This is a genomic window from Mycobacterium shottsii (assembly GCF_010728525.1).
In the GTDB taxonomy this organism is placed as follows: Bacteria; Actinomycetota; Actinomycetes; order Mycobacteriales; family Mycobacteriaceae; genus Mycobacterium; species Mycobacterium marinum.
In genome coordinates this window covers 4,161,669-4,187,097 of the sequence record NZ_AP022572.1, presented here as the reverse complement: position 1 = coordinate 4,187,097, position 25,429 = coordinate 4,161,669, and the positions used below count along the sequence as shown (strand labels likewise).

General features: G+C 64.5%; 26 protein-coding genes and 6 pseudogenes. 10 read left to right on the top strand and 22 right to left on the bottom strand.

Annotated features, from left to right (window positions below; translation table 11 throughout):
• Positions 1-13: 13 nt before the first annotated feature.
• Complete coding sequence (locus G6N41_RS19395) at positions 14-382, bottom strand: hypothetical protein (protein ID WP_036455689.1); 369 nt, start codon at positions 380-382, stop codon at positions 14-16.
• Positions 383-446: 64 nt separating this feature from the next.
• On the opposite strand from G6N41_RS19395, the gene G6N41_RS19390 reads away from it, so the two are divergent.
• Complete coding sequence (locus G6N41_RS19390) at positions 447-716, top strand: EF-Tu/IF-2/RF-3 family GTPase (protein ID WP_011740756.1); 270 nt, start codon at positions 447-449, stop codon at positions 714-716.
• A gap of 159 nt (positions 717-875) precedes the next feature.
• The gene (locus tag G6N41_RS19385; RefSeq protein WP_198965412.1) at positions 876-1,142 is read left to right on the top strand and encodes a hypothetical protein; all 267 of its coding nucleotides are present in this window, start codon (positions 876-878) and stop codon (positions 1,140-1,142) included.
• 111 nt (positions 1,143-1,253) lie between these two features.
• On the opposite strand, the gene G6N41_RS19380 is transcribed toward G6N41_RS19385, so the two are convergent.
• The 5 genes from G6N41_RS19380 to G6N41_RS19360 form a co-directional block, all read right to left on the bottom strand.
• The gene (locus tag G6N41_RS19380; protein WP_198965411.1) at positions 1,254-1,991 is read right to left on the bottom strand and encodes a hypothetical protein; all 738 of its coding nucleotides are present in this window, start codon (positions 1,989-1,991) and stop codon (positions 1,254-1,256) included.
• On the bottom strand, positions 1,991-2,806 hold the full coding sequence (locus G6N41_RS19375; RefSeq protein ID WP_198965410.1) for a hypothetical protein: 816 nt from the start codon (positions 2,804-2,806) through the stop codon (positions 1,991-1,993). Before G6N41_RS19375 ends, G6N41_RS19380 begins: the two co-directional genes overlap by 1 nt.
• 178 nt (positions 2,807-2,984) lie before the next feature.
• A complete protein-coding gene (locus tag G6N41_RS19370) occupies positions 2,985-3,887 on the bottom strand; it encodes an NAD-dependent epimerase/dehydratase family protein (RefSeq protein ID WP_198965409.1) in 903 nt (300 codons plus the stop codon).
• A gap of 502 nt (positions 3,888-4,389) precedes the next feature.
• Positions 4,390-5,700, bottom strand: a complete 1,311-nt coding sequence (locus tag G6N41_RS19365; RefSeq protein WP_231608604.1) for a PPE family protein — start codon at positions 5,698-5,700, stop codon at positions 4,390-4,392.
• Positions 5,701-5,835: 135 nt separating this feature from the next.
• A complete protein-coding gene (locus G6N41_RS19360) occupies positions 5,836-6,117 on the bottom strand; it encodes a PPW family C-terminal domain-containing PPE protein (RefSeq protein WP_220075330.1) in 282 nt (93 codons plus the stop codon).
• 1,202 nt (positions 6,118-7,319) lie between these two features.
• Between G6N41_RS19360 and G6N41_RS19355 the strand changes: the two genes are divergently transcribed.
• The 4 genes from G6N41_RS19355 (at position 7,320) to G6N41_RS19340 (ending at position 9,413) form a co-directional block, all read left to right on the top strand.
• A complete protein-coding gene (locus G6N41_RS19355; RefSeq protein WP_198965408.1) occupies positions 7,320-8,012 on the top strand; it encodes a type VII secretion system ESX-1 target, MMAR_2894 family in 693 nt (230 codons plus the stop codon).
• A gap of 173 nt (positions 8,013-8,185) precedes the next feature.
• Complete coding sequence (locus G6N41_RS19350; RefSeq protein WP_020729132.1) at positions 8,186-8,464, top strand: hypothetical protein; 279 nt, start codon at positions 8,186-8,188, stop codon at positions 8,462-8,464.
• Between the two features lie 77 nt (positions 8,465-8,541).
• The gene (locus G6N41_RS19345) at positions 8,542-8,952 is read left to right on the top strand and encodes an NYN domain-containing protein (RefSeq protein WP_012394591.1); all 411 of its coding nucleotides are present in this window, start codon (positions 8,542-8,544) and stop codon (positions 8,950-8,952) included.
• A 92-nt stretch (positions 8,953-9,044) separates the two neighbouring features.
• A complete protein-coding gene (locus G6N41_RS19340; RefSeq protein WP_198965407.1) occupies positions 9,045-9,413 on the top strand; it encodes a DUF732 domain-containing protein in 369 nt (122 codons plus the stop codon).
• Positions 9,414-9,493: 80 nt separating this feature from the next.
• On the opposite strand, the gene G6N41_RS19335 is transcribed toward G6N41_RS19340, so the two are convergent.
• The 4 genes and pseudogenes from G6N41_RS19335 to G6N41_RS19320 all read right to left on the bottom strand — a co-directional run.
• Complete coding sequence (locus G6N41_RS19335) at positions 9,494-10,159, bottom strand: CAP domain-containing protein (RefSeq protein WP_198965406.1); 666 nt, start codon at positions 10,157-10,159, stop codon at positions 9,494-9,496.
• A 61-nt stretch (positions 10,160-10,220) separates the two neighbouring features.
• Positions 10,221-10,715, bottom strand: a complete 495-nt coding sequence (locus G6N41_RS19330; RefSeq protein ID WP_456320226.1) for a hypothetical protein — start codon at positions 10,713-10,715, stop codon at positions 10,221-10,223.
• Between the two features lie 74 nt (positions 10,716-10,789).
• Entirely contained in the window at positions 10,790-11,353 is a 564-nt protein-coding gene (locus G6N41_RS19325; protein ID WP_198965404.1) for a mammalian cell entry protein, read from the bottom strand.
• Between the two features lie 43 nt (positions 11,354-11,396).
• Positions 11,397-11,927 (bottom strand): annotated as a pseudogene (locus G6N41_RS19320) (MCE family protein); the annotation flags it as partial.
• 101 nt (positions 11,928-12,028) lie between these two features.
• On the opposite strand from G6N41_RS19320, the gene G6N41_RS19315 reads away from it, so the two are divergent.
• The 4 genes from G6N41_RS19315 (at position 12,029) to G6N41_RS19300 (ending at position 13,314) form a co-directional block, all read left to right on the top strand.
• Positions 12,029-12,244: a hypothetical protein gene (locus tag G6N41_RS19315; protein ID WP_198965403.1), complete on the top strand. Its 216-nt coding sequence runs from the start codon at positions 12,029-12,031 to the stop codon at positions 12,242-12,244.
• A 109-nt stretch (positions 12,245-12,353) separates the two neighbouring features.
• Positions 12,354-12,623: a hypothetical protein gene (locus G6N41_RS19310; RefSeq protein WP_198965402.1), complete on the top strand. Its 270-nt coding sequence runs from the start codon at positions 12,354-12,356 to the stop codon at positions 12,621-12,623.
• Positions 12,599-12,760, top strand: coding sequence for a hypothetical protein (locus G6N41_RS19305; protein WP_198913342.1), 162 nt, complete (start codon positions 12,599-12,601; stop codon positions 12,758-12,760). Before G6N41_RS19310 ends, G6N41_RS19305 begins: the two co-directional genes overlap by 25 nt.
• A gap of 5 nt (positions 12,761-12,765) precedes the next feature.
• Positions 12,766-13,314, top strand: a complete 549-nt coding sequence (locus G6N41_RS19300; protein WP_231608603.1) for a hypothetical protein — start codon at positions 12,766-12,768, stop codon at positions 13,312-13,314.
• Between the two features lie 73 nt (positions 13,315-13,387).
• On the opposite strand, the pseudogene G6N41_RS19295 reads toward G6N41_RS19300, so the two are convergent.
• The 12 genes and pseudogenes from G6N41_RS19295 to G6N41_RS19240 all read right to left on the bottom strand — a co-directional run.
• Positions 13,388-14,326 (bottom strand): annotated as a pseudogene (locus G6N41_RS19295) (MCE family protein); the annotation flags it as partial.
• Positions 14,327-15,496, bottom strand: a pseudogene (locus G6N41_RS19290) (virulence factor Mce family protein). It lies immediately after the preceding pseudogene.
• Positions 15,496-16,779: an MCE family protein gene (locus G6N41_RS19285; RefSeq protein WP_198965401.1), complete on the bottom strand. Its 1,284-nt coding sequence runs from the start codon at positions 16,777-16,779 to the stop codon at positions 15,496-15,498. Before G6N41_RS19285 ends, G6N41_RS19290 begins: the two are co-directional and overlap by 1 nt.
• Entirely contained in the window at positions 16,776-18,059 is a 1,284-nt protein-coding gene (locus tag G6N41_RS19280) for a virulence factor Mce family protein (protein ID WP_198965400.1), read from the bottom strand. Before G6N41_RS19280 ends, G6N41_RS19285 begins: the two co-directional genes overlap by 4 nt.
• Positions 18,056-19,084 carry a virulence factor Mce family protein gene (locus tag G6N41_RS19275; protein ID WP_198965399.1) on the bottom strand — a complete coding sequence of 343 codons (1,029 nt, stop codon included), beginning with the start codon at positions 19,082-19,084 and terminating at the stop codon, positions 18,056-18,058. Before G6N41_RS19275 ends, G6N41_RS19280 begins: the two co-directional genes overlap by 4 nt.
• Positions 19,085-19,159: 75 nt before the next feature.
• Entirely contained in the window at positions 19,160-20,545 is a 1,386-nt protein-coding gene (locus tag G6N41_RS19270) for an MCE family protein (protein ID WP_198965398.1), read from the bottom strand.
• Positions 20,546-20,563: 18 nt separating this feature from the next.
• A pseudogene (locus tag G6N41_RS19265) lies at positions 20,564-21,437 on the bottom strand (IS5 family transposase).
• 46 nt (positions 21,438-21,483) lie between these two features.
• A complete protein-coding gene (locus tag G6N41_RS19260; RefSeq protein ID WP_198965397.1) occupies positions 21,484-22,338 on the bottom strand; it encodes an ABC transporter permease in 855 nt (284 codons plus the stop codon).
• Between the two features lie 9 nt (positions 22,339-22,347).
• A pseudogene (locus G6N41_RS19255) lies at positions 22,348-23,181 on the bottom strand (MlaE family ABC transporter permease).
• A gap of 324 nt (positions 23,182-23,505) precedes the next feature.
• Positions 23,506-23,670: a ferredoxin gene (locus G6N41_RS19250; protein ID WP_231608602.1), complete on the bottom strand. Its 165-nt coding sequence runs from the start codon at positions 23,668-23,670 to the stop codon at positions 23,506-23,508.
• Positions 23,649-24,113 carry a nuclear transport factor 2 family protein gene (locus tag G6N41_RS19245; RefSeq protein WP_198965396.1) on the bottom strand — a complete coding sequence of 155 codons (465 nt, stop codon included), beginning with the start codon at positions 24,111-24,113 and terminating at the stop codon, positions 23,649-23,651. The genes G6N41_RS19250 and G6N41_RS19245 overlap by 22 nt, the downstream gene beginning before the upstream one ends.
• Positions 24,110-25,392: pseudogene (locus G6N41_RS19240) on the bottom strand (cytochrome P450). The gene G6N41_RS19245 and the pseudogene G6N41_RS19240 overlap by 4 nt, the downstream one beginning before the upstream one ends.
• Positions 25,393-25,429: the final 37 nt, after the last annotated feature.

Sequence of the window (25,429 nt, the reverse complement as noted above, 5' to 3'; positions counted from 1 at the left end):
TATCTTCGGGAGCCTAAAGCGGCGCGACGATCAGGACCTTGGAATGGTCCGTGGGGTCAACCCGGACCGGTAGGTCCAGACCAACCCTGAGGTGTGGAGCGCTCGACAGTTCGAGCGCGATGCGCCGAATGGCGCGGTATGGGTCCTGCTGCGGCAGTACCACGTCCAATTCGAGCTCGTGCCAAGAACCCAACGTCGTGCTCGCGACATTGCGCCGAATGCTGACGATGGTTGCTACGCCTTCCAGACCCTCGCGCAGCAGTCGCTCGCGCTCGGTGGTGAGTGCGTTTAGTTCGGCGGCCGCGTTATGAGCCGCGGCCTTGTCCGCGCGCGTCACCCGTTGTCCGGCGCTGGCTCTGCGCGCTCGCTGCAGCCAACCCATGCGGGTCAGCGTACGGTGGCCAGCCGACACCCGTCGATGGCGTCGGGCGGGTAGCGTGCCGCACATGTTTCGCATGACTGTTCAGGACGTGTTCTTCATCCGGGGGCGGGGCATCGTGGCTACCGGGCGCGTGGAACACGGCGAGTTGCGGGTCGGCGACGAGGTGCGAATCAACGATGGTTCAGGCGTGCGAGTCGACGCCATCGAGGCATTCCGCAAGAAGCTGGACACGGCGAAAGCCGGGGACAACGTCGGCCTGCTGTTCAAGAAGCTCACCAAGAGCGATCTGGCCGCGGGAGACGTCATCACCGCGGCGGGTGCATTCCTGGCCTAGCGCCGAACCTGCGCTGCTGGGCAGCCTCGCCCCGCTCCCCTGGCCTGGGGCGATGCCCTCGCGGGCTGACGTTGTTGGGATCGGTAGCTACCCCGTCGATCTGTACTTGTGCCAACGACGACGCCACCGAGGCGGCGCCCCACGGAAGGAATAGCGCAGATGAACATCGTCCCCGCCAGCATCGAGGAGAAGATCAGCCGGGTTGATCGGCAACGAAGCCTGGCGATCGGAATCAGCTGTGGAGTCTTGGCGGCGTGGTCCTTCTTCCGGTTGGTTTGGCTGCTCTACGTGTCGATGACGTTTGGTTGGTTCATGGGGGCGGTGGCCTTCCAGTTCGTGCTGTGGGCAGTCGTCGGCTCCTTGGCCACCATCGCCGCAGCCGGGTTCTTGGCCCGCTACTTCAAGGAATCTGACCCGGATCTCTGACAGCCGGGTTGGGCGAATCGTTTCGGACCGGGTTCACGCCCGTCCCGAACGATTCCCCATTTCGGGGGCGCTGATTTTCGGGGGGTGCCGCACGCCGAGGGATTCGGCGAGTCAACGGTTTGTGATTCGTTGCAGCGTGGTCTCGAAGATCGAGTCGAAAGGTTGTTGGTGGCCAGTACTGGCCATACCGGTCAGGATCAGCCCCGATGTGCGGGCGTAGGAGTAGTAGTCGGTCCGCGTCGTGTCGGTGGGCTCGCCGGGGATCGTGGTGGTGACCGAATACCGGAAGCGCTGGGATGCCCCGGCGGGGTGGGTGTTCTCCAGAATGTTGACCGCATAGGAACCGGCAGCGGCGCTGCTGAACCGCGGGCAACGCGACACCAGGGCCATGAATTTGTCGAATCCCGACGGGTCGAACTCCCGGCCCACCATGACGCGGATGTCTCTGCGGTCGGCGACCTCCGCTGGATCGGTGGGGTCGTGGCCGAACACCTCAGCGGCATCGAAGGCCCCGGTAGAAGCCACGCCCACCACCGCGAAACATTCGACGGGATCAAAGCCGAGGCCCTCGTCGTACAACTGGTATCGGAAGTAGCCGAAGGTGCCGGAGAGCTCCTTGATGTCACTGACCGTCCACCGAGGCGGAAACTCTGCCTGCGTGGGCAGCAGCTCGGCCAGTTTCTGGTCGCTCAGACCGGCCAGTCCCGGGGCCAGTGCCTCGGGGCCGGAGCCCCGATTACCGGGCCAGGCCCGGTCCACGACCGGGGCGGTGATCACCACCCCCACGACCGCAAGCGCACACAGCGCCGCCGCGATCGCCCATGGTCTCCGGCGTGACAAGTTGGTCATTACGCCCGTAGGTTTCGCAGCGTCTGGTCGGCGAGCCGCTGCACCAGATCCCGCTCGGAGCCCTCCATGTAGATGGTGCATTCCAGCAGCACACCCCGCACCGCGTAGTAGCTGACCTGGTAGATCGATGCGGGGTCGCGACTGCCGATCGTGGCGAACGTCTTGGTGACAGTGACGGCGGCGTCGGCATCACGTGCTGTGTGGGACTGGATCTGGGTGCTAACGGTGCGACGGTCTTTGACCTGGCCGTCGACGTAGTAGTTGGTGACCCGATAGGAGCCGCAGCGGTCCAGCCAGTGCTGGTAATTTCCAACCTGCTCCGCCGCGTCCGAGTTGACCCAGAGCGCGAAACGGGCGTTGGGCCCGTGCTCCCGTCCCTCTCCGGTCGCCGCGAAATCGGATGCGGGGGCATCCTGCACAAACAGTTGGGCGTATCGGTCGACTTGGACGTAAGCAGCCAAACTATCCCCGGAGTGATTGAGGATCTTGGGTATCGCGCCACACATGTCCGGTTCGTAGGTCGCCGCGGGCCCCGCATCGGGCTGGACACTCAGCGTCGCCGGATCGCTGGCAGCGGCACGCTGCAACAGTCCGGTCACTGAATATCCCCAATCTGGCGGGAAGTCTGTGCTGGTTGGTAAGGCGGTCGCCAGGACCCAATCGCTGTGCGATGCCAAATCCGTGGTGTCCGACAGCGATGGCACCGCCAGCAGCATCACGCCGCAGGCACCGAGGACGGCTAGGGCGAGGGCACCCACCACCCGCGGCCAGGGCCGGCCGGGTGAAGCGACGGGCTCTGCGGCCACCGATCCCATCCGTGCTCCTCCCCGCGGGCCGGTCTGCGCGGCCTTCGCATCACCACCGGGGTTGCCGGCGTAACACTATCGCGGCAGCACGGGGGTAAAGCCGACGGACACAGCGGCACCCTTCGACCGCGATCTTCGGTGGCCCCGGGTGGCTCCGGCGGCGGGCGCTAGTGCTGCCGTACGCGGTTCACAGCCCGGGTGCCTCCGGATGGAACTTGGCTACCAGCCGCCGCATTCCGTCGTGCCAGTCGACAGCGGTGTTGCCGATGAGCTCGTGCATCCGGGTGACGTCAACCGGATTTGGGCGCAATGCGCTGTCGCTCTCCTGGAAAACGGTCTCTTTGCCGATCAGTGTCCCTAGGTAGCCGCACCAGTCCTGCAGGCTGACGATCTGGTCGCCGGCCCAGTTGACCGTGGTCGCCGGAACCGCCGCCGCCGCGAACAGCTTCGGGATGGTCGCGATGATGTCGTCTTCGTGAATCGGGTTGTAGCGTGCCGGCCCACCCGGCGGAACCGGGATTGGAATTCCGGCCAGCATCATCTCCATGTGGAAGAACGGCCACCCACCGTTGTTGCCGTAGGGGACGTTGAGGCGCGCGATGGTGGCGGGTACTTCGAGAACGCGCGCCATTGACCGAACGACCACCTCGCCGGCAATCTTGGATATCGAATAGGTGGGGAACAGGAACTTGTGGTTGTCGCCGAGAGCGGCGTTTTCGGTGCGCAGTTCATTGTCTGGCGGGTCGTACACGGCCGCGGATGAACAGTGCAGAAAGGCCTTTGTGGCGCGGCAATGAGCCATCAGCAGTCCGACCGATTCGGCGTTTGCTCCCAGGTCCTTGTCCCAGTTGCCGCTCTTGGCCACCGCAAAGTTGAGGACGTAATCGAAGTCGGAGGGAATTTCGGTGAAGTCACCAGCGGCCAGGTTGACCGCTTGGCAACGAATGCCCGCCTGCTCGAGGTCTGCCCGCGCGGTGGCATCGGTAAAGCGAGCGATGCCCCAGACCTCGTTAGCTGCCGCCAGGGCCCGGGCAACGGGACTAGCGACCTGTCCGGTCACGCCGGTGATCAGTATTTTCGAGTCGCGCATGAGGGTGATGCTAGGGCCCGCGCGGGCAGCCGGCGCAAGGCGCCGCGGCCGGCGGGCGTTAAGGGTCGATGGTCCCTACCGGTGCGGCTCTCGGCGCGACATCATCGAAAAGATGAGTGATCCGTCGCAACCCGCAACAGGCGCGACTGAACAACCTGGCCCACCCAGCCGTGTTGTTCAAGCCGCGGCTTGGGTGGGAATCGTTGCCGGCATCGTGTTCATCGTCGCAGTGGTTTTCTTCTCCGGATTCTTCGTGGCGTGGTCCGCCGGTTACGGCGGTGGCGGCGATCGGGCCACCGGCTCCACAGGTCAGAGTGCTCCGGGCCCGATGATGAACAAGTGCCCCATGATGGGCGGTGAAGGCGGACGCGGCCCTGGCCCGTCACCAGCAACCAGCGCGCCCGGTCCGTCGCGGCCGTAGCCCCCGGTGATTGGGAAATGGTGATTGGGAAATGGTGATTGGGAAATGTGGTGCGGCCGATAAACGAATCCTCGCGGCCCACTAGACCTTTATTGTCGGTGGTTGATCTCGTCGCACGCGGATTCTGATTGCTTTGGTTCGGCACCCCCGTGGACACCCGCCCTTAGCGGGTAACACAGGATGTGCTGCCCAGGTGGCCGGCAGCATCGGCACACGTGGATCGCCATCGCACTGATCGCCAGCCAAGGTGATCAACCCACCAGGTCGCGGGAGTGTTTCCTTGCCGGCGGCCCCGGAAAATCCCATCGACTCCGCTCCCCTGTCGCTCACCTCTACGGCGGCCGGCGACAGTGCATGCACTTCCCGGAACAGCGATGATGCTACCGACCGCCGGGCCGATTCGCCATCGGATGCCTTCGTGTCCTCCTCCGCCAGCCGCGCGTCATGAACCGCCCGATCAACACCAAGCGGCACGCTGAGCGGGACGGCGATGGCGGTCGCCACTTCGAGGGCCAGTGCCGGAGGAAGGGCGAGTAGCGCCAGCAGACCTGCCGGCACGAGCCACGGATTCGCGATGATAAAATCAATAAAGCTGAAGAAAGCAATGTACACTTCGACGTAAATGGCGAATAGCGCTACCTGGATTGCAAGTATGATTCCGGAAAGGCTCAAGGAAAACGCTGCAATAACGATGCTGATAATCGCCTCGATAATTCGCCAAATTATGTTGAACAGCGCGGTGAGCAAGACGGTGATTATGCCCCCCAGCGTGCCGACGGCCGCCGCTTCGGCGCCGCCGACTGCGGCGGCGGCTTCGCCGGCGCCGGGGGCCAGCAGCATCGGTGCGGGGGTCTTGGGTGGTGTCGAGAGCACCGCCGCGTCACAGGCCGCGCCGTAGGCGATCATCGCGAGCGCGGTCCGGATCCACTGCGCGGCATACCAGGCCTCATTGACGGCGATCGGGATTGTGTTGATCCCGAAGAAGTTTGTCGCGATCAGTACGCCGCGAAGAGTGCGGTTGGCGATCAGCTCGGCCGAGGTGGGCGTGGTGGCCAGGGTGAGTTCATAGGCCGCAACGGCACTTTCGTATGCGACGGCTGTTTGCGCGCAGTCGGCGCTGGTCTTTTCCAGCCACGCCACATACGGCAGGTGCGCGGCTTGATACCGCCCTGCGCTTGGGCCCTGCCAGGTGTCGGCCTGCACCTGGGCCAAGAGGGCGGTCAGTTCCGTGGCCGCGGCGGCGTGTTCTGTGCTCAACGCGGTGTAGGCCCCGGCGGCGGCGAGCATCGGGCTAGGGCCCACACCGCTTTCCAGTTGAAATCGGTGCAACTCCGACGGCAAGGCCATGGCATAAAGCGCTGTCACCGACATCTGGCTGCCCCCGATCCACATCGAGCCGTCGTCTCCAAGGGGACGGCAAGCCCCAACCGCAACGTCACTTCGCAATCCCCCTCTGTGGCTCAGCTGCTACGCCGTCGATAACTTGCTGTCCTGACTCGTTGCCCATCGGGCGTCCTCGGCAGAAGGCTAATACACAGTACGGTAGCGTTCCTTCGGGTCGCATTTGCTGCGGCGCGTCTCCGGCGAGGGGATTTCGGGACGCAATGGCGTGTCCCGGTTGGCGTGGCGGTAGCGATACGCACCGTTAGCGCGGCAGGCGGGAGGTGCGGCCCAGCTGGCCGGCAGCATCGGCACATTTGGATCGCCATCGTGGTTGGCGGCCACCGCGACCAACCCGCCGGGATGGGCGAGAGTCTCCCCGTCGGCAATGCCGGTGAGCCCCATCATCCCGGCACCCCTATCGCTCACCCCGGCCGACGCCGGCCGGGTTGTGGTCACTTGTCGAACCGTCGGAGATCCAACCGATCGCCGGGCCGGCGTGTCTTTGGGCGCCTTCGGATCTTCGTCCGTGCGCGACTCGGCGGCCGCGTCCTGGACAACGCGCTCTTGGTCGCCGACCCCATCGGAACGGAGTGAATGTACACGACAGGAGTGGTTCTCCTGGTGGCTGTCTTGTCACCCCGTAGCACCGCTTTGACCAGTCGGTTTGCCTCGTGGCGGCGTGTCAGCTTGCGAATCTGGCCGGCGATGCTTGCATCCGGTGACGTGACTGTCGGGCTGCGCTACGGCACCGGCGGATCGCCCGGGCAAGAACCTGTCGGGATCAACGACCAAACACCTCGGTGGGCCGTCGAATTGTGTCCGTGATCGCCACGACTATTTGCGCCCGTTGATTGTCCCGGAGGATTTCGCAAGTGCCGGTGAAGTGAACCCAGTCGTGGCCGGTTCCGATTACCGGAAAAGGCCGGGAACCGGTTATCGGAAAGCGGGTGAATGGGCCATTGCCGACGGCGAGCTGGTCGGATTCGGGGCACCCGCGGGCGATGCGTGCAACGGCCATTGAGCTGGCCGCACGCTGGTCGGCGGCCGGTACCGTCCGCGTGACGTCCGCGAGGGTGGACGAGCGCAAGGCTGGTGCGACGATTTCGTCCCGGGCTGGGCGGAATGACCGCCATCGTCTCTGCCACGCGAAGCCGGCTTTTGATATGGGAGAGAAACTTGCAGGTTGCGAGGTTCTTGTTGGGTCTTGGGCCACCATATGGTTCGGTCGCGCACCCGCAGCGCCTGTGAGTGGATAGTCGGATTAAGCCGTGGCTTCCTGGTTCTGTGCATTGCGCTCACCCGCGAACCCGCCGGGGCCGGCGGTGCCGATCGTCCTCGGCGGCGAGGGCGGGCACTCGGCGGTGATTTACACGACAATTCGCCCGTAATTGCGGGAGCGGTCACACTTGGCACAGTGAATTTCCTGCATGTTCTCAGGTGTTGGCCCTGGTAATCGTCCTGATCCAGAAAACCTGCTGGCTAGTGGTCCAGTCCGTCGTAGAATTGAGCAATCGTCCAGCAAAGCTGGGACGGGGTGTGCGGCGACAGTCGCGCGACGAATCAGTTGGTCGTTGGACTGCAAGGGCACGAACGATTCGTGCAGCGCACAATTACACAGGAGCGTGCAAATGGATCCCATGTCACACGACCCGGCCGCAGGCGACATTGGCTCTCAGCTGGTCGACATCGGTACCCAGGGCATCAGTGCTGGTACCACGGCAGCGATGACTGTGCTGACCGGTTTGATCCCGGCGGGAGCTGAAGAAGTCTCGGCGCAGGCCGTCCTGGCCTTTGCTCAGGAGGCGGCCACAATGTTGGCGTCCAATGTGGCGGCTCAAGAAGAGTTGATGCGGACCGGCGCCGCGCTCAGCGACATCGCGCGCATGTACGGAGACGCCGATGACGTTGCCGCGGACGCCTTGACCTTCCGTGGCGCGGCAATGTCCAACCCCGCTGCCGCGGGCAGCTCTGGTTTTGCAACTGGTGCGGGCCTGCGCGCCGGCGCGTTTGCCACCGAAGCGGGACCCGCGGCCCAGCCGCTGGTGTCCCAACTGATTGGGTCGCAGTCCTCGCCGATGATGGCCGCGGCCGCCAACGCGGGATCATCGGCGATGAGTGGTGCCGCGCCGATGGGCAGCGGGATGGGCGCGGGCTCGTCGGCAGGCGGCGCATCCAAGCCAGGGCTGGTATCAGCCACCGGGCCCGCCGACGAGGAAGAAGAACGTAAGGACTCCGCGGCTGCGGGCGAACAAAACGGGCTGGCGGACGTGGGCCAGCGAGAGGACGCGAGCGGCTCTCACCCGGTCGAACGCTTGATGTAGCGGGCCATCGGCAACCAGCGCGGGGCCGGCGCACTGTTGTGCGCTGCGGTGGTGAGTTCAAGACCGTCGCCAAGCCGTCGAGAATGCTGCGCTGGCCCACAGACACTTCGGGGCGCCGGTCTCCTACGCTTGCGCTGTGACGTGCTATTCCCGGAAGCGAAAGAGAGGCTGTTGTGACCGACCCCGACATGGCCACAATCCTGCGGAACATGAAAGTCCCGGTGCGGATGACCGGCAGCCAGGCGCTTCGTGACTTCTTGCTCATCTACGTCGACGATGAAGAGTCGCTGGCGACCCCAGAACGGCTCAAGCAGTTGAACGGCCTGCTGATCCTGTCCCACCTCGAGGTCGTCAATGCCCTCGGTGCGATGGAAGCGGCGGCCACCGAGCAGCATGTTGAGCGATTCCGCAACGAGATCAACAGGAAGTTCCGCAAACGCAGATGGTGGTAACGGGCTCGGCGCCGCCGCGAGATCGCTAGGCGAGGATTCGGCGGACGCGTCCCCCGCTCGTCGTCGTACGGTGAAGTGTGCATTGGATCATCGACGGCATGAACGTAATCGGCTCGCGGCCTGACGGATGGTGGAAGGACCGCCACGGCGCGATGGTCGCGCTTGTGCACAGACTCGAGCGTTGGGCATCGGAGCAGGACGGAGCCGGCGGAAAGGACGTCACCGTGATATTCGAGCGGCCTCCGTCAACGCCGATCTGCTCGTCGGTTCTCGAGGTAGCGCACGCGCCCAAGGCGGCGGCCAACTCGGCTGACGACGAGATCGTGCGCCGGGTCGCAGCGGAACCGCAACCGCGCGACGTTCGGGTGGTGACGTCGGACAAGCTATTGGTCGAGCGGGTCACAAAACTGGGTGCATCAACCTATCGGGCGGAAAGTTTTCGTGACCTCATCGATCCGCGTGGTGCCAAGCATGGGGGCGAGCGCTGAGGCCGCGTTCGCCAGCGGCCCGGGTGGTCAGCGCCAAATTGGCCTCCTAGATCCTGTTTATCCGCCGGTCGTTGCTGGATAGGATGGCAGCCATGGCGCATCGCAGTTGGCCGATTGCCTTGGCAGCCGCCACAGTTGCCCTGGGCACGACCCCCATGGGTATGGCCACGCGAGCATATGCCGCGCCGGCCCCAGAAGTGGAATACGTCTACAACGTGATGGTGCGGCGCCACTACGATTTTCCGAACAATGACGCGATCGGCTACGGACACGGGATCTGCGACAAGGTCAGTGGCGGTCAAAGTTACGCCCAGGTGATGGGTGACGTAAAGAATGATGTGACCCCTAACGACGAGTTCGCGGCCAACTACCTGGTGTCCTACGCGGTCAATCTCCTTTGCCCCGAGCAAGTCTGGCAGCTGCGGAACTCGGCGGCGAACTACCGGCCACCGGCGGAGTAACTCGAGACCCAACGTTGGCGCCGGTACGGCAGCCGTGGGCAGAAGTGCGAGTCAACTTCTGAAGGTGTTGCACCCCTAGCCTATTCGGGTGGCATGGCGGGCGGCGGGTAGACCCCGCGCAGAATCCAGGGAAGCCAGTTGATCCCGTATTGGATCTCGTCGCTGGCATCGTAGTCAGGGCTGGGGTCGATCGGAACGTTCTCGGGCAAAGCCACCGGTGGCGGCGGCTCGGTTGGCGCTGTAACCGGTGGTGTCTCCACCGGGCGGTCGAGCTGTCCGTATATAGCCACCACGACCGTGCGATCCGGGCTGTTCTCTGACCACACCCCGATTTCGGTGTTGGCGCAATCCGACATGATCGCGAAATACGCCGGGTTGTAATACCACTGGTTGAGCAACTCCACGCCGCTGATCGCCAGGGCAGGATTGATGGCCACGGTTTCGGCGACTTGTCCGTGGAAGCCGGCGGCGCTGGCGCGGTCGGAAGGTGCGGATCCGTCAGAACCAATGTCGCCATCGAGGTCGCGGTTGTTCAACACATCGAGGGTGTGCCATTGCGCGGCCAGCTGCAGCTGCGGGTTGATTCTCACGTCATTGGTGCAGCCGGCTTGATGCTGGACGGTGTAGACATTGGCGACCACTCCGTCATTGAGCCGCTTGTTGTCGGCGCGCGCCGCGGGCATGCCCAGCGCAGCGCCGGACACCATGGCGACCAATGCGGACAGAATCAGGTATCGGTGTCGCATTGTCGTCTTCCTTCCCATGCTGGCTCTTCGTGACCGGTCCGCCCCCTCGTGTCTGGCCGACTCACACCGGGTCAAATCGCGAAATCAGCCACCGGCCGTCGACCTTGTCGAGGGTGACCCGAACGCTGGATGCGGTGCTGGTGGGCGGGTCCTGGCTCACGATGATGGTCTGGTTCACAAACAGCAGAGCGATCGCGTGCTCGCCGGTTGCCGACACCGAGGCCGCGGCTGGCACGGTGGCCACCGCAGAAATATCCTTCTGTTTGCCCCCCGGGATGACCACATCGCGGGTCAGCGATGTGTAGTCGCTCAGGAATGCGCCGGTCAATTTGGCTCGTGCGGCCTCGAGGTCACTCCGCACGGTGTCAGGCCGGTAGGACAGCAGCGCGATGGTCCCCGCGGTGGCGGCCTGGACGGATTCCGCACTTGCCTGTGCCGCATCGCGAACGGCGCCATCCTGCCACTTCGCAAACCCGGTTCCGCCTGCCAGCAGGAGCGCCAGGGCAGGCAGCAGGGCGTAGGCGATCACCGGCCACCAGCGAAGTCGACGCCGCACCACCGCCGGTGGTTCGCCGCTGCCCGCGGTGTCGGTGTCGCCGCACTCGCCCGCGCCGGGCCGGCTGACGGCGGTCACGGTACGAATCCGACCTTGGCGGCTTTGAATCCGTAGTCGACCCTCTCGAGGGTGATGCGTATCCGCCATATTCGCGGCATCGGGTCGGGTTCACCGCCATTTGAGGTCTGCACCGAAACCGCCACCAGCGCCTGGGCCGTGTCGGCTGTCTCCGACTCCAGTCCGGCCTCGGTTACGGTGCCCACCGTGGTGGCCTTGGCCTGCCGCAGGACCTCGATGAAAGGCTTTGAGCGTTCGGCGAAATCGTCGTAGAACTCCCCCGTCGCGCTGTCCAGAATGCGGTGCACGTCGGAATCGCCATGTTGCCAGTCGATGGTCGTCAGGTTCAGCGCAACCTGCCTGGCGACTCGCAGAGCTTGACCCTGTCGGGCTTGCGCCTGACCGGCTAGATGAACGCGAAATCCAAACCACCCCAGTGGCGCTGCCAATGCAACAACCACGGCCAGGCCGAAGAGCGTGGCGCGCAGCGGCGCGGACCGGTGCTTCTCGGCGGGGGAGTCCGCGCAACGGTGTTCGAGTGCTTCGTCTGGGGGCGGTCCGGGACTGGTCACCACGCTCATGAGGCCCTCCGTTCCATCGAGGTGATCGTGTGCACCCTTGGCTTCAGGGCACCGGTGGTGGCAACAGCATCGATTGCCATGTCTGGTCTTTCGGAGCGGTTTGGGCCAGGTCGGACCGGGTGTACTGGCGGCCGTCCGGTCCCGTGTAGGTGCCGGTGGCCGGGTCGTACTCGGCGGCGGCGATGGGCGGCGGAGGAGCCCCCCCGGGCCCAGCGGCGGCAGGCGGCGGCGGGCCGGGTGGGAGTTGTGGGATGTCTTGGCCGGAAAGGGTGGAGTTGGGGTCGCCCTTCCAGTTGTAGCCGTCATTGAGCGGCGCGTACTGTTCGTTGCTCTCGCACAACTTCACCGTTGGTGCACGCTTGCCGGGAACGGTTTCGCACGGGATATTGCGCGCCCCATGCACATTGAGCGGCGAATCCTGCGGCACCCGGCAGTACAGGTCGCCGGCCGGACGGTTCGGGTAGTCCTCGAAGGTGGGGACTCGCTGCTGCTGGGCTGGCAGGAATCCGGTGGAGCACGGCGGTGGCAGGTTGAGGTTGAGGTTAAAGCTCAGATACTGGCCGTGGTAGGCCTCGGCAAGCATCACGAGAAATGCCCGTGAAGCGTCCTCGGTGGATCACGTAAAAATGCCCGCGAAACGGTCGATCCTCAGCAGGCATGGGAAGTGGGCTGTCGATGTCGTCTCGGACCGAGATCACCGCGAAGTTCGCCAGGGCGTATGTGGGGGCGCCGAAGGCGGACAAGGGGCAGATTCTGGATCAGGTGGTGGCGGTCACCGGCTGGTCGCGTGACAACGCCAGGCGGCGGTTGAGGGCGGCGGCCGCGCCGCCGGGAGCGGGTCGGCAGGTCGCCAAACGGACTCGCCGGCAACGCAATCCGAAGTACTCCTAGGATGCGCTCAAGGTGTTGCAGAAGGTGTGGGCGGCCTCAGGCGGGCAGTGCGGCCGGTACCTGGCCGCTTCCATGGCACTTCAGTTGGATGCTCTAGAACGCCACTCAGTTGGATGCTCTAGAACGCCACGGCGAACTGGTGGACGGCCGTGACCGTTACGGCCCGGCGGTGCGTGCCGAGCTGTTGGCGATGAGCAGCGCCACGATCGACCGCTACCTGCGCGGCGCCAAGGCCCGCGACCAGATCTCGGGTGTGTCGACGACGAAACCCTCCCGCTGCTGCGGTCCTCGATCACCATCTGCAAAGCAGGCGATGAGGCCGAAGAATCTCCGGGGTTCTTCGAAGGCGACACCGTGGCGCACTGCGGCCCGACACTGAAAGGTGAGTTCGCCCGCACGGTCAACCTCACCGACATGCACATCGGCTGGGTGTTCACCCGCACGGTGCGCAACAACGCCCACCCCCACATCCTGGGCGCCCTCAAAACCGGAATTACTAAAATCCCTATAAGGTAACGGGTTTGGACTTCGACAACGGCACCGAATTCCTCAATAAGGCGGTCATCAAGTGGGCCGCGGACATGGAGATCTTCTTCACCCGCTCACGGCCCTACAAGAAGAACGACCAGGCCACCATCGAGTCCAAAAACAACCACCTCGTGCGTCGCTACGGGTTCTACTACCGCTACGACACCGACGAAGAACGCGCCGTGCTCAACCGGCTGTGGCACCTGGTCAACGACCGGCTCAACTACCTGACCCCCACCATCAAACCCATCGGCTACGGCTGCAGCCGCGACGGTCACCGCCGCCGGCTCTACGACAAGCCCCAGACCCCCCTGGACCGGCTGCTGGCCGCCGGAGTCCTCTCAGCGGCCCAACAAACAGAGCTGCTCACCTACCGCGACAGCCTCAACCCCGCCGCGATCGCCCGCCAGATCGCCGACCTGCAAGCCGCCCTGCTCAGACTCGCCAAAGACAAGACCGAACAGCTCTACCTCGCCGCCATACCCGCCGCTCTACCCGCCCTCAAAGCCGGCATCCGCATCAAAAGCAAGACCACCACCTGACCCCGATTTCGCGGGCATTCCTTACCTGATGCATGAACCAGGTTTCGCGGGCATCTTGACTTGATGCATCACGGGCCTGTTTGGTGTTGACGTTGGCCAGGATTCCGGCTTGTTCGGCGCTGATGGCCATCGGGAACACCACCAGCAGCTGCTCGATGTCGTTCTGGTAGGCCAGCGCGACCTGGCCGACGCTGACGAGGTTGGCAAGCAGGATCGGCAAGGTGGTTTGCACCCGTTCGAGCAGTGAGTTCACCTCGTCCAATGCTGGGCCGCCATTGTCGATGGTTGCGGCGACGGCTTGGTCGTGGGTCTGCAATTCGGTGGTGACCGCGGCCAGGTGCGACGCCCATCCGGCTATCGCATCCGAGCTATGGGTTTGTGAATCCAGCACCGGCGGGGTCTGGTCGATCAGTGCGATCAGCGGGTCGAGGTTCTTGCGCGCGTCGATCGCCAGGTTGGAGGTGCCCGTGATCAGACGGGAGAGTTCGGGACCGAGGCCGCCGACGGCCGTGTACGACTCATTGATGACGGTTTGCAGGTTCTCGTGCGGGATGGCTCCCAGGGCGGTGTTGGCCGCGCTGAGCAGGGCGTTGATGTCGGGCGGAACCGAGGTGTTGACCAGTCTGATCACGTCGCCGTCCTTGAGCGGGGGTGAGGTGGCGTTGCGGGGCAATAACTCGACATAGGTTTCGCCGATGGCGGTTTGGCTATGCACTTCGGCTTTGAGGTCGGACGGAATGTCGATGCCCGACTTCAGCGACAGGACGGCCACGACCCCGGTGTCGGTCAGCTGCACCGACTCCACCCCGCCCACTTCGGAGCCGCGATAGGTGACATTGCCGGAGCTGTACAGCCCACCGGACTTCGTCAGCTCCATTGTCACCGTGTAGCGGCCGACGCCGAAGAGCATGGCCGGCAGTTTGGCGAAGTGCAGGAACGTGATCGCCAGTACGCTCAGCGCGATTACGGCGGAGATGGTCAGCTGAATCATGACGCGGCGCTCTAGATGCATCTAGGGCCCCTGGTCCCAGTGGTACGGCACGGTGAGTGGATTGCCTGGGTTTCCGCGGTATCCGGCGGTGCACGGGCTCGGGAACTGACCGATGGTGCGTCCCCACTGCAGTTCGAGTTCGGTGAGGTGGCATTCCCAGCGGGTGCCGGTCAGTAGCCCTTGATCTATTCGACTCAGCGTGAGGTCGACGATCGCCGTCAAGTTGGCGTAATCACCACGCTGGAAGTTCTGGAACGTTTCGTTCGGAAAGGGAAAGGTCGCCAGCAGTGATAGCGACCGGGTCAGGCTGGGTCCGGCGTTGGCCAACGATTCCAAAACCAGTCAGAGCTACCGCAGTTCGCTGACCAGGTTGGCCTTGGTCTTGTTCACCGAGTCGGCGGTCAGGGCGCTGAACTTGCTGAGCTGGTCGGCTGCCGTAACGAGCTTGTCCCGCTCGTCATTGAGCACGGCTAGGGCGTCCGGAATGGTGGCCAGCGCCCGATCCAGGACGGGCTGCTGTTCGGCGAACTTTCCCACCAACCGGTTCAAGCTCTCAGTGGCTTCGATGATGTCATCGGATTGGTCGTCGAGGGTCGCGGTGAAGCTATCCAGCTGTGCGATCAGGCTGCGCACATCGTGCTCGCGCCCGCGGAATGCGGTGCTCAATGCCTCGGTGATGTCTTGGACTTGGCCCAACCCGCCCCCGTTGAGCACCAGCGACAGCGCCGCCAGGGTTTGCTCGGTGCTCGGGTAGGCTCCGCCGCGGGACAGCGGAATCAGCGATCCCTCGCGCAGCCTGCCTTGCGGTGCATCATGTTTCGGGGCAGCCAGCTCGATGTGATAAGAGCCGAGCAGGCTGGTGGTCCCGATCCGGGCGGTCGCGTTGGCCGGCAGCGCGACGCCGGCATCCAGCCGGATCGTCACCAGCGCGTGCCAGCCCTGGCGCTCGATTCTTGCCACATGGCCGACCGTCACGTCGGCAACCCGCACCCTCGAGTTCGGCTGGATGTTGTTGACGTCCGGCATCTGCGCCTGGATGACAAACGAACCCGGCCCGTTGCCCTCGGTGCCCGGCAGTGGTAGCGAATTCAGACCGCGCCAGCCGCAGCCGGATACTGCGGCCAAGGTAACCATCGTCACCAGGACTGTGGCCAGACGCGGCGCCACCCGGCGCCGGTGGCGGACGCGCATCAGCCACCTCCCGGCGGGACCATCATGCCGCGTAGCCCGGCGGCGGGGTCGGGTTCCACAGTCACATCTGCTGGCGGTTCCGCAGGCGGCATATCCGGCTGCGGCGGCACGTAGTCCGGTCTCATCCAGTCTTCGCTGTAGGTGACTTCGTTGGGCCGGGCCTGGGCGCCGACGAACAGGTTCTCCCCCAGCGGGGGAAAGTTGTATTGGCGGTTCTTCAGGATCGGAGCCAGATATTGCACGCAGAGTTTGGTTGCCTGTTCGCCGCCCAAGCGGGAGGCGGACTGAATTGCACCGCACAGAAAAGAGATTGGGTTGGCGAAGTCGTTGGCGGCCAGCGCGCCGGTGAGCGCCCCGTTGGCCGGTTCAAAGATGTTGTTGAACTTCTGCAGCACCGTGGGCCCGATGTGCAGGGTCTGCTTGATGTCGTCGAGGCTGGCCACCAGCGCGTTGCTGATCGACGCCAGCTTGTCTGAGGCGGTGCCGACCGCCTCCTGGTTCTCGGCGGCGAAGCTCTGCACATCGGCGACCACGGCGTTGATGTCTTCCACGGCCTGACCGACCTTGTTCGGATCGGTGGCCAGCAGCGAGGAAACCGCGGCGAGGTTGTGGTTGAGCTGCTCGAGCAGGTAGGCACTGTCGTGCAGTGCAGACACCAGCGTGGACAGGTTTCGTACGGTGGAGAAGATGTCATTCCGGTGATCGCTGAGAGTCGAAACCGTCTGTGAAAGTTCGACAATCGCGTCACGAATGGTGGATCCCTGGCCACGTAGATTGTCCGCGGCGGTATTGATGAGGGCACCCAACGTGCTGACGCCGCCCGGCTCGGTGGGCTTGAGCAACTCGGTCAGTCGTTGTAGCTGGTTGCGTAGGTCATCCCACTCCACCGGCACCGCGGTGCGCTGCTGCGAGATGATCGCGCCGCTGGCCATGGTGGGTCCACCTGAGTAGGGCGGGGTGAGCTGGATCGCCCGACCCGTCACCAATTGTGGCGACAGGATCGCCGCCTTGGCGTCGGCGGGAACCTTGTACTTGCGGTCGAACCAGAACGAGATCTTGGACCGCAGCGGCTGCGGCTCGATCTTGACTATCTTGCCTACTGGCACGCCCCGGATGAGGACGTCGTCACCGGCGAACACCCCGTTGCTGTTGTCGAAGTAGGCGACCACGAGCGTTCGGGTCGCGTCCCCGGCGGTGCGCATTGCCGCGATCACTCCGGCGACCAACACCAGGATGAGTGTGGTTGCCAGCACCGAGCGGGTCCGCCGCAACCTCGTGGTCATGACGGACCACCCGGCTGCGGGGCCGGCACCTGGACCGGTCCCGGGGTGGACGCCAAGCCCGGCGGTGCGACCGCGGGCGGCCCCGGTGGTGGGCCCCCGGGCGGTGGAGCCGGCGGTGGCTCCCGGTATGGGTAGCGCGGATCGCCGGGGTTGCCGGTAATCGCGTCCGGCAGCGTCAACCGCGGCTCGCCGCCCTGACCGGTGCGCGGGTAGGGCATCGGCAGCGGCGGGGTGCCGGGTTGCCCAGTGGGCGGATCGGTCAGCTGCGAGGGCAGCAAGGTGGCCGGGTCCAGCCCCAGATCGGAGAATGCGGCGCCGATGAACGGTTGCACGAACTGGCCCGGTAGCAGGTTGACCACGTAGGCCTTGAAGAAGGGGCCCGAGGACACCGATTCGCCGAGTGACATGACGTAGGTGTTGATCAACGGAATCGCTTGCTGCAGGAGTTCTTTGCGAGCCTCGACAATGTCGAGCACCCCGTTGAGTTTGTCCAGCGCCGGCCGTAGCTCCTGGCGGTTGTCGGCGATGAAGCCCTTCAATTGCCGTGCTACCGCGGAGATGTTCGCCCAGATCTGGTCCAGGGCCGCACTTTGGGTCCGAAGCTGCACCAGCAGTGCATTGGTGTCGCGTACCAGGCCCGCGATCTGATCGGTGCGGTTGGCCAGCACGCCAGTGGCTCTGGCCGCGTTGTCCAGCAGGCTGCGCAGTTGCACGTCACGCTGGTTGAGTGTTCGTGCGAGGCGGGCCACTCCCTGTACCGCGTTGCGGAAATCGGCCGGGGTGTCGGCAAATGTCTGCGCCAGGGTGTCCAGTGATTCGGACAGCTGACCGGTGTTCAATCCGCTGATGGTGCTGGCCAAGTCGCCCAGCGCGTCGGGCAGCTGGTAGGGCGACATGGTCCGCTCGACCGGGATCGGGCCGGTGAGATGGCCCTCTCCACGCGGTATCACCTCGACGAACTTGCTACCCAGCAGGCCTTTGGTCTTGATAGCCGCCTCGGTGCGCTCACCGAGGCTGTTGTTCTTGTCGACCTTGAACGTGACCCGGGCGCCGGGCTCGTCGAGCTCGATACTGGACACCTTCCCGACGGGATAGCCGGAGACCTCGACCGTGTTGCCGGTCCGCAACCCACCCACATCGGCGAAGTATGCGCAGACGTTGGTGCCCTGGTCGAAGAACGGGAGCTTCTGGTATTGCAGGGCACCCCCCACGACGCCAGCGGCGGTAAGGATGCCCACAGTGCCGACCAGCAGTAGGTTGTGTTCAGCGAATGACTTCATTTCGGCGTGCACCGACCTGTGGCCTGACCGGCGACGTTGATGTACACCGGCTGCCCACCTTTGCCGTTGACCTTCAGCACGACGTCACACAGGTAGGAGGCGAAGAAGTCACCGTACATGCCCTGCCGTACCAGCGCCTGGTATCTGTCCGGCAACGTGTTGAGCAGATTGTCGAGGTAGTCATGATCGGCCAGCGCGATGGTCGCGACCCGGTCGGTCTCGTGCAGCGCCTTCGAAAACGGTGCGCGGGCTTGCGAGAGCAAGTCGGCGACCGATCCGGCCGCGGCGTTGGTGTATGCCACCGCGTTGGATATGTCGGTTCGGCGTGCGGAGAGCCCCGCAATCAGCTGCGACAGCGACGCCACGGCCTTGTCCAGCCGTTCGCTTTGACCCCCCAGCGAACCCAGCACCACGTTGAGATTGGTGACCACCTGACCGATCAGCTGATCCCGATCGGCCAATGTGTTGGTCACGGCCGCAGCCTGGTCCAGAAAAGTTCCGATGGTGGGGCCCTGGCCCTGAAATGCTTGCAGCAGTTGGTCGCTCAGCGCATTGACCTCGTGGGGGTCCAGGGCGCGAAACAGTGGCCGGAAGCCGCCGATCAAGGCGTCGAGATCCAGTGCCGGTTTGGTGTTGGCCAACGGAATTGTCTGACCGGGCTTGAGGATCGTGAGCCCGCCGGCTCCTTCCTCGAGTGCCAGATAGCGGTCGCCGAAGAGATTGTCGTAGCGGATCACCACCTGGGTTCCCTGGGTGAGGGTGACCGAATTGTCGGCGGTGAAATCGACTTTCACGGTCGCATCGGGATTGATGGAGATCTTCTCGACCTTGCCGACCTCAACCCCTGCGATGCGGACCAGCTTGCCTTCTCTGAGGTTGGAGACATTGCTGAACTCGGCGTAGTAGGTGTTGCCGTCGCCGAAGCGCACCTGACCGAAGACAGCGACCAGCAGAAAGGCGGTCAGCGCGCAGACCGTCAGGAACACGCCGAGGCGGATCACGACGCCTCTGAGGTCTTCCCGCATTGCTACTCCCCTGCTTGTCTTGATTGGCACGCACCGGCGCCGCCCTGGTGCCGTCCCGGTGCCGTCATGGGTCTGTCATGGTGATGGAGTCCCCGTCTCCTGCTGGGGTGCAAGGGGTTCGGGTATCGGTGCGGGCTCAGTGGGAGACGGCGGGACCCCCGGAAATAGCGGTACCCCGCCAGGGCCGTACAGCGCGGCTCCATACGGCGGCCCCCCGGGGTTGGGGCCGATCGCCGGCCCCGGCAGGCAGGGGCGCACCGAAGTAGGCTGGGGCACAGCGCGGGTCACGGGCAAGTAGTCGGCCCAGCAGGGATGCCCGATTCCGGGGTTGGGCCGGATGTCGAGTCCGGTTCCCCAACCGGTGTCGGTGACGAGCTGACGCACCGGGAAGTTCTTGGTCGCATCTGGCAATGATCCGCAGCCCGGCGCTCCGCCGGGGCCGCCCTTTGCGGCGACGAGCGGCAGGTTGTCGGGAAAGACATAGGGGTCATTGCCCAGCAGCAGTGCGACATCGAGCTGCAGGGTGCGGCCGTCGGCGCCACCCCAGGCCGCATAGCCGCCATTGTCGAGGTACCACTTGGTGCCCTGTAGCAAGCAGGTGTATTCGGGGTTGTACTTGAGTAGCAGATTCGTGGTCGGCTCTAGGATATTGATCGATGTGGTCAGGTTCTCTCGGTTGTTGGCGAGCAGAGTGGTCCCGGTGTCGGCCAAGCCGATCACGTTGAGCAGCAGGGAATCCAGCGACCTCGCGTGGTCCACCACGGTGGTGCTGGTGGTGCTGGCCGCATCGAGGATCGTCAAGATGTCGCGCGCGGCCGCGTCATAGGTGTTGCTGAAATCTCGCAGCGACCGCCAGTTCTGGCGCAGCGTGTCTCGACGTGCATTGAGTGCCTGCAACACCTGGTTCAGATCGGTGGTTGCCTGACCGATGCGTTCCCCCTGTCCGCGAACGCCTTCGGCCACCGCGCTCAGCACGGCGTTGAGCTTCAGCGGATCGATCATGTTGAGCAGGTCGACGACGTTCTCGAAAACGGTGTTGATCTCGGTGCTGACGTTCTTGGAATGCAATACCGCCCCGGCAGCCAGCCGAGCGCGACTCGGGGTCGGCGGTATCACCAGGTCGACGAACTTCGCGCCGAACGCGGTGGTGGCGCTGATCTGCGCCTCCACATTGGCAGGGATGTAACGGATCTGGTCGGGGTCGATTTCCAGTTCGAGACTGGCGCCATGGTTGCTGTCGATCTGACGGACCCGGCCGACCTGCACCCCACGTAACATGACCTTGGCGCCGGTGTCCATCACCAGCCCGGATCGTTCCGAAGTCAGGGTGACCGCAACATACGGTCGCAAGGTGCCGGTGAAGGACACGGTCGTCACGAGGATGGCCGCGACGATCGCCGCGAACAGGATCACGGTCCACCAAGCATTGTGCAGACGGTGTTTTCCCGGCCCGCGACCCATGCCACTAGGTCCTGTCTGCTAATTGCGGACGCGGTGGTAGGTGATGATGGCGGCCAGGGTGGCACCGCCGAGGTAGGTCAGGGCGTATTTGTCGTAGCAGGTGGCGACCGCGCGCCAGTGTTTGAGCCGGTTGAAGCTTCGCTCGACGGTGTTGCGGTGCTTGTAGATTCGGCCTGAGAACCCCGGAGGCCGTCCTCTGTTGCGGCCTTTGGCTTTGCGGCGGGTGATCTGGTCGCTGCGCTCGGGGATGGTATGGGCGATCTTGAGCCGGCGCAGCTGTGCCCGCGTCGAGTCATGGGAGTACGCCTTGTCCGCCAGCAGGTGAAACGGGGCGTATGAGTTGCTGCACCGGGCGGCCAGCAGTGGCCAAAGCATCGGATTATCACCGGCTTGACCGGCCGACAGTGCCAGGGTGACCGGGCTGCACAGCTGGTCGGTCAAGGCGTGGATCTTGGTAGTCAGCCCGCCGCGGGAACGCCCAATGGCGTGGTCATCGGGCTCATCGAGATATTTCTTGTAATTCGACAGATCCCCCTGTGCGGCGCCCGGGGCGCGCTCCGGCTGCGTGTTGGTGGGCGCGCACACTGGTCGAATCGACCGACAACAGTGCGCCCAGGTCGGCGTCCTCGGCGTCGAGGTCAGAGGCGATCGCCGCGAAGATCCGCGCGTAGATGCCATCGACCGACCAGCGTAGATGCCTCTCGGCCACCGATTGCCAGGGACCGAAGTGCTCGGGCAGGTCACGCCACGGAGATCCCGTACGGTAACGCCAGATAATGCCCTCCAGAGTATGTCGATGATCGTTCCACGGCCGGCCACGCCGCCGCCCCGCAGGCAACACCGCCACGATCAGCGACCACAAATCATCAGAAATCGCATGCGTCCGCATCACCCAAACAGCATCAGCCAAAACACCATTCACATTAAGCAGACACGCCCTAGCTCGCCAGGTGGAAGTTGGGTGACTGGCCGTAGATGGCCAGCGTCATGATGACGATTGCTATCGAGGCGACGACAATTGACGCGCGTACGGCCCGGCCGACGGCCTCGCCGACCCCGGCCGGCCCGCCTTGCGCGTTGTACCCGTAGAAGGTGCAGACCAACATGATCATGAGTGCCACCACGACGACTTCGAAGGACGACCAGAGCACGTCGGTGGGACGCAGGAACGTATTGAAGTAATGGTCGTACACACCGGACCCCTGGCCGTAGATGGCGGTGGTGCCAGCCCGCGCGGCCAGATATGCGGTGATTAGTCCGACGCAGAACAACGGGATGGCCACCACCACTCCGGCCAGCACCCGGGTGCTGGCCAAGTAGCTGACGCTGCGGATACCGATCACCTCGAGCGCGTCGATCTCTTCGTTGATCCGCATCGCACCCAGCTGCGCGGTGGCGCCGGCGCCGACGGTTGCGGCCAGCGCGACCATGACGGTGCCCGGCTGAATTTCGCGAGTATTGAAGAAGGCCGACGCAAAGCCCGTCAGTGCTTCCACACCCACCGAGGCAAACTGGTTGTAGCCCTGCACCGCCACGATTGCGCCGGTCGTCATCGCCAAGAACCCGACGATGACGACCGTCCCGCCGATCACCGCGAGCGTCCCCGCGCCAAAACCCATTTGCGCGATCACCCGCAGCAGCTCGCTGCGATAGTGCATGACCGCATCGGGGATCCCGGTCAGCGTAGTGACATAGAACCGCATCTGTGAACCCAGCCGATTCCACTCGCGCACCAGGCTTTTCGCCGTGCGTCGCAGGCGATGGCGGGAGCTTCGCGAAGCGCTGACTGTCATGGTTTCACCTCACGACACCATGAACGGGATGCCGACGGCGGTCACGACGATGTTGATGACGAACAGCACCACGAACGCGAAGACCACGGTCTCGTTGACCGCTCTGCCGCCGCCCGCCGGACCGCCGCCCACCGATATGCCCTTTTAGCAGGCGATCAGCCCGGCCATCAGCCCGAAAAGGGTCGCCTTGATCATCGAGATGACGACGTCGACCGTGTGAGTGAGTGTGGTGAGTCCGGTGACCCACGCACCTGCCGAAACATGCATGAGGAATACCGAACACAAGAATGCCCCGATGAGTCCCGTCGCGATCACCAACGAACTCAGCGCCAGGGAGACGGTGGTGGCGGCCAGCACTCGGGGAACCACCAGAGCCTGGATCGGGTTGATTCCTATCACCCGTAGCGCATCGAGTTCCTCGCGGATGGTCCGCGCACCCAGATCGGTGCACATTGCGGTGGCGCCCGCGCCCGCGACCACCAGGACGGTGACGATGGGAGCGCTCTGGTCCACGGTGAAGATCGCGCAGCCGGTGCCGGAGAAGTCCGCGGCGCCGATATCGGTGAGCAGCACGTTGAAGAGGAACCCCGAGATCACCGCCCACGGGATTGTCATCAAAACCCCGGGGAGCGTGGATACCCGCGCCACGAACCAGCACTGGAGTAGATATTCACGCCATGCGAACGGCGGCCGGAACATCGACACGAACGTGTCGAGCGTCATGGCGAAGAAGTCGCCGAGCGCTCGGACCGGCTTGGTGACCGACCCGGCCAGCGGACGTGCGACCGGGTCGGCTACCGGATCTGCTACCGGGCTGGCCGCCCGATCGGTCAGAGTCACCATGGTGTCGCGCACCATCTGGCATTGATGCCGAGGCCTCGGGTGGGGTTGCTCACGCTGACCATCCGGACAGGTCGAGTTGGACGGGTGACATCGGTGAGGGTACGCGGCACAAGCTGCACATGTCCATAGAAAATACGCTTCTTTGAAGCCACAGTATCCGCAAATATCGAAGCAAGATGCCAGTTATGGCTACTGATGTATCTTGCTAGTACCCTAATGATAGGCGCGCTTGAGGGAGATTGAGTGTGGCGGATGTCCGCGGCGTTCGCGCGCTCTGGGCAGGTGCTGACTTCGCCGTCGAATGCGGCGCCGGGCCACATCCCCTCAGTCCGACATCAGCTCGAGCGCCCCCGACGGGCACAGTTTGACCGCATTTCGCACCCGGCGTTCTTCGTCGGCGGGCACCTCATGGGCGGCCAGTACCACGATGCCGTCGGCGTCCTTATCGAAGAAGGCGTCGGCCGTCATTACGCACATGCCGGTCGCCATGCAGATCTCCCGGTCGGCGGCGACCCTAATGAGAAGGCCTGCAGGGTGAGGGCGGAATTCATGAAGTCCCGGAAGTGCAACCAGCGACCGTCGCGCAACGTGATGATGTGCGCGAACTCCGATTCCCATTCGTGTCCGGTAGCCAGCTGCCGGAACCGCTGCCGGCCCCAGGTCGCGAGATCGTCACCTTGCGCGATGAACTTCCACGGCTCCATCTCGACGATCTCGATCGCCTGGCCAACCTTGGCGAAGAATGTCATCGCCTCGTCGATGCCGCGGTAATCGCCCGCGTAGGGGATCTTTTCGGTCCCGTAGTAGGTGATGCGCACGTCGGGGTCGAGGTGGTGCAGCGCGGTATCCAGGTCGCCGGCCGGCACCGCGGCATAGATGGCCTTGGTTGCCTCGATGTTGCGCGACTCCCGTGACTCGGTGGTCACCGTCATGACAGGTGCAGGGGTAGCCGGACAAATGCGTGGGTCAGCAGGCTGGCCGTCTGCTTGGTGCCGGGGTCGTCGGTCAGCGCGATCTTCTGATAGCGATCCAGCACGGCGTTGAGGACGGCGAGCACCTCCAGTCGGGCCAGTGAGGCACCGAGGCAGAAGTGCAGGCCATGCCCCAGCGAGAGCTGCTGGCGAATGTTCGGCCGGTCGATGTCCAATCGTCCCGAGTCGGGGAACACGGCGGGGTCGCGGTTGGCCGAGCCGAAGAACAACGCGACCCACTCCCCCTTGCGGATCAGCTTGTCGCCGACCTCGACGTCGCGCGTGGCGATGCGGAATAGGCGCTGTGGCGGCCCGTCGAGCCGAAGCGTCTCCTCAACGAAAATGTTCAGCAAGGTCCGATCGGCGCGGACGCGTGCCTGCACCTCGGGCTCTCGGGCCAGCGCGTGCAGCAGATTTCCGATCAGGAATGTCGTTGTTTCGCTACCGGCTACCACCAGCGTCACACAGAACCGGACGATCTCTTCGGGGGTGAGCCGCTGCCGTCCACCTCGGCGCGCAACAGCGCCGAGATGAGGTCTTCGGCATCCTCAACGTCATCGCTGGCTTCGCGTTCGGCCAGCCGGGCGGTGTGTTCGGCGAGCCGGGTGGCGAAGGTGCCCACCATCTCCTGGTTGCTCGCCATGCGTTCTTCGGGGGTGAGCGACGAGGACAGCATGAAGGCGTTGGCCCACCGCCGGAACCGCACGTGGTCGCCATCGGGCAAGCCCAGCAGTCGCACCATCGCCCGGGTGGGAATCTCGGCGGCGAAGCCCATGACTTCTACGACCCCGTCCGGTGAGCCGTCTTCGGCCCCATCCCGAGAATCCTTTTCGAGATCGTTGAGCAGCTGCGGGATCAGATCATTGAGCCACCCCTCCAGTCGCTTGACCCGGCGCGGCGAAAACGCCTGGCTGACCAGTTTGCGTTCAACTTCGTGCTTGGGCGGATCGGTGTTGACCAGCATCAGGCTCGGCGCCGACGACGCCTCCTGCAAGGGATCGCGGGACGAGAAGGTTGCCGCGTCGCGCGCCGCGGCAAAGACCTGGTCGTAGCGGAACAGCGCCCAGGCGGTAACCGGTTCGTCGGCGCCCGGGACGATTCCAGGGGGCCAGTCCCGATACCCCGCAACAGGCGAGAGCCCTCTGAGTTCGTCATAGAGCGGATAGGGATTGGCGATGCCTTGTGGGGTAGTCAGAAGTTCGACGGCTGGCACCGTCCCTGAAACGGTCTCTGTTGACATGTCATCCAGCCTCTGACAACCCCGGTGGCAGGTCGAT

Coding starts and splice junctions, on each gene's coding strand:
- G6N41_RS19395 (WP_036455689.1), bottom strand. CDS start 382: ATGGGTTGGCTGCAGCGAGCGCGCAGAGCCAGCGCCGGACAACGGGTG.
- G6N41_RS19390 (WP_011740756.1), top strand. CDS start 447: ATGTTTCGCATGACTGTTCAGGACGTGTTCTTCATCCGGGGGCGGGGC.
- G6N41_RS19385 (WP_198965412.1), top strand. CDS start 876: ATGAACATCGTCCCCGCCAGCATCGAGGAGAAGATCAGCCGGGTTGAT.
- G6N41_RS19380 (WP_198965411.1), bottom strand. CDS start 1,991: ATGACCAACTTGTCACGCCGGAGACCATGGGCGATCGCGGCGGCGCTG.
- G6N41_RS19375 (WP_198965410.1), bottom strand. CDS start 2,806: ATGGGATCGGTGGCCGCAGAGCCCGTCGCTTCACCCGGCCGGCCCTGG.
- G6N41_RS19370 (WP_198965409.1), bottom strand. CDS start 3,887: ATGCGCGACTCGAAAATACTGATCACCGGCGTGACCGGACAGGTCGCT.
- G6N41_RS19365 (WP_231608604.1), bottom strand. CDS start 5,700: ATGTGGATCGGGGGCAGCCAGATGTCGGTGACAGCGCTTTATGCCATG.
- G6N41_RS19355 (WP_198965408.1), top strand. CDS start 7,320: ATGGATCCCATGTCACACGACCCGGCCGCAGGCGACATTGGCTCTCAG.
- G6N41_RS19340 (WP_198965407.1), top strand. CDS start 9,045: ATGGCGCATCGCAGTTGGCCGATTGCCTTGGCAGCCGCCACAGTTGCC.
- G6N41_RS19335 (WP_198965406.1), bottom strand. CDS start 10,159: ATGCGACACCGATACCTGATTCTGTCCGCATTGGTCGCCATGGTGTCC.
- G6N41_RS19325 (WP_198965404.1), bottom strand. CDS start 11,353: ATGAGCGTGGTGACCAGTCCCGGACCGCCCCCAGACGAAGCACTCGAA.
- G6N41_RS19315 (WP_198965403.1), top strand. CDS start 12,029: ATGTCGTCTCGGACCGAGATCACCGCGAAGTTCGCCAGGGCGTATGTG.
- G6N41_RS19285 (WP_198965401.1), bottom strand. CDS start 16,779: ATGACCACGAGGTTGCGGCGGACCCGCTCGGTGCTGGCAACCACACTC.
- G6N41_RS19280 (WP_198965400.1), bottom strand. CDS start 18,059: ATGAAGTCATTCGCTGAACACAACCTACTGCTGGTCGGCACTGTGGGC.
- G6N41_RS19275 (WP_198965399.1), bottom strand. CDS start 19,084: ATGCGGGAAGACCTCAGAGGCGTCGTGATCCGCCTCGGCGTGTTCCTG.
- G6N41_RS19270 (WP_198965398.1), bottom strand. CDS start 20,545: ATGGGTCGCGGGCCGGGAAAACACCGTCTGCACAATGCTTGGTGGACC.
- G6N41_RS19260 (WP_198965397.1), bottom strand. CDS start 22,338: ATGACAGTCAGCGCTTCGCGAAGCTCCCGCCATCGCCTGCGACGCACG.
- G6N41_RS19250 (WP_231608602.1), bottom strand. CDS start 23,670: ATGGCGACCGGCATGTGCGTAATGACGGCCGACGCCTTCTTCGATAAG.
- G6N41_RS19245 (WP_198965396.1), bottom strand. CDS start 24,113: ATGACGGTGACCACCGAGTCACGGGAGTCGCGCAACATCGAGGCAACC.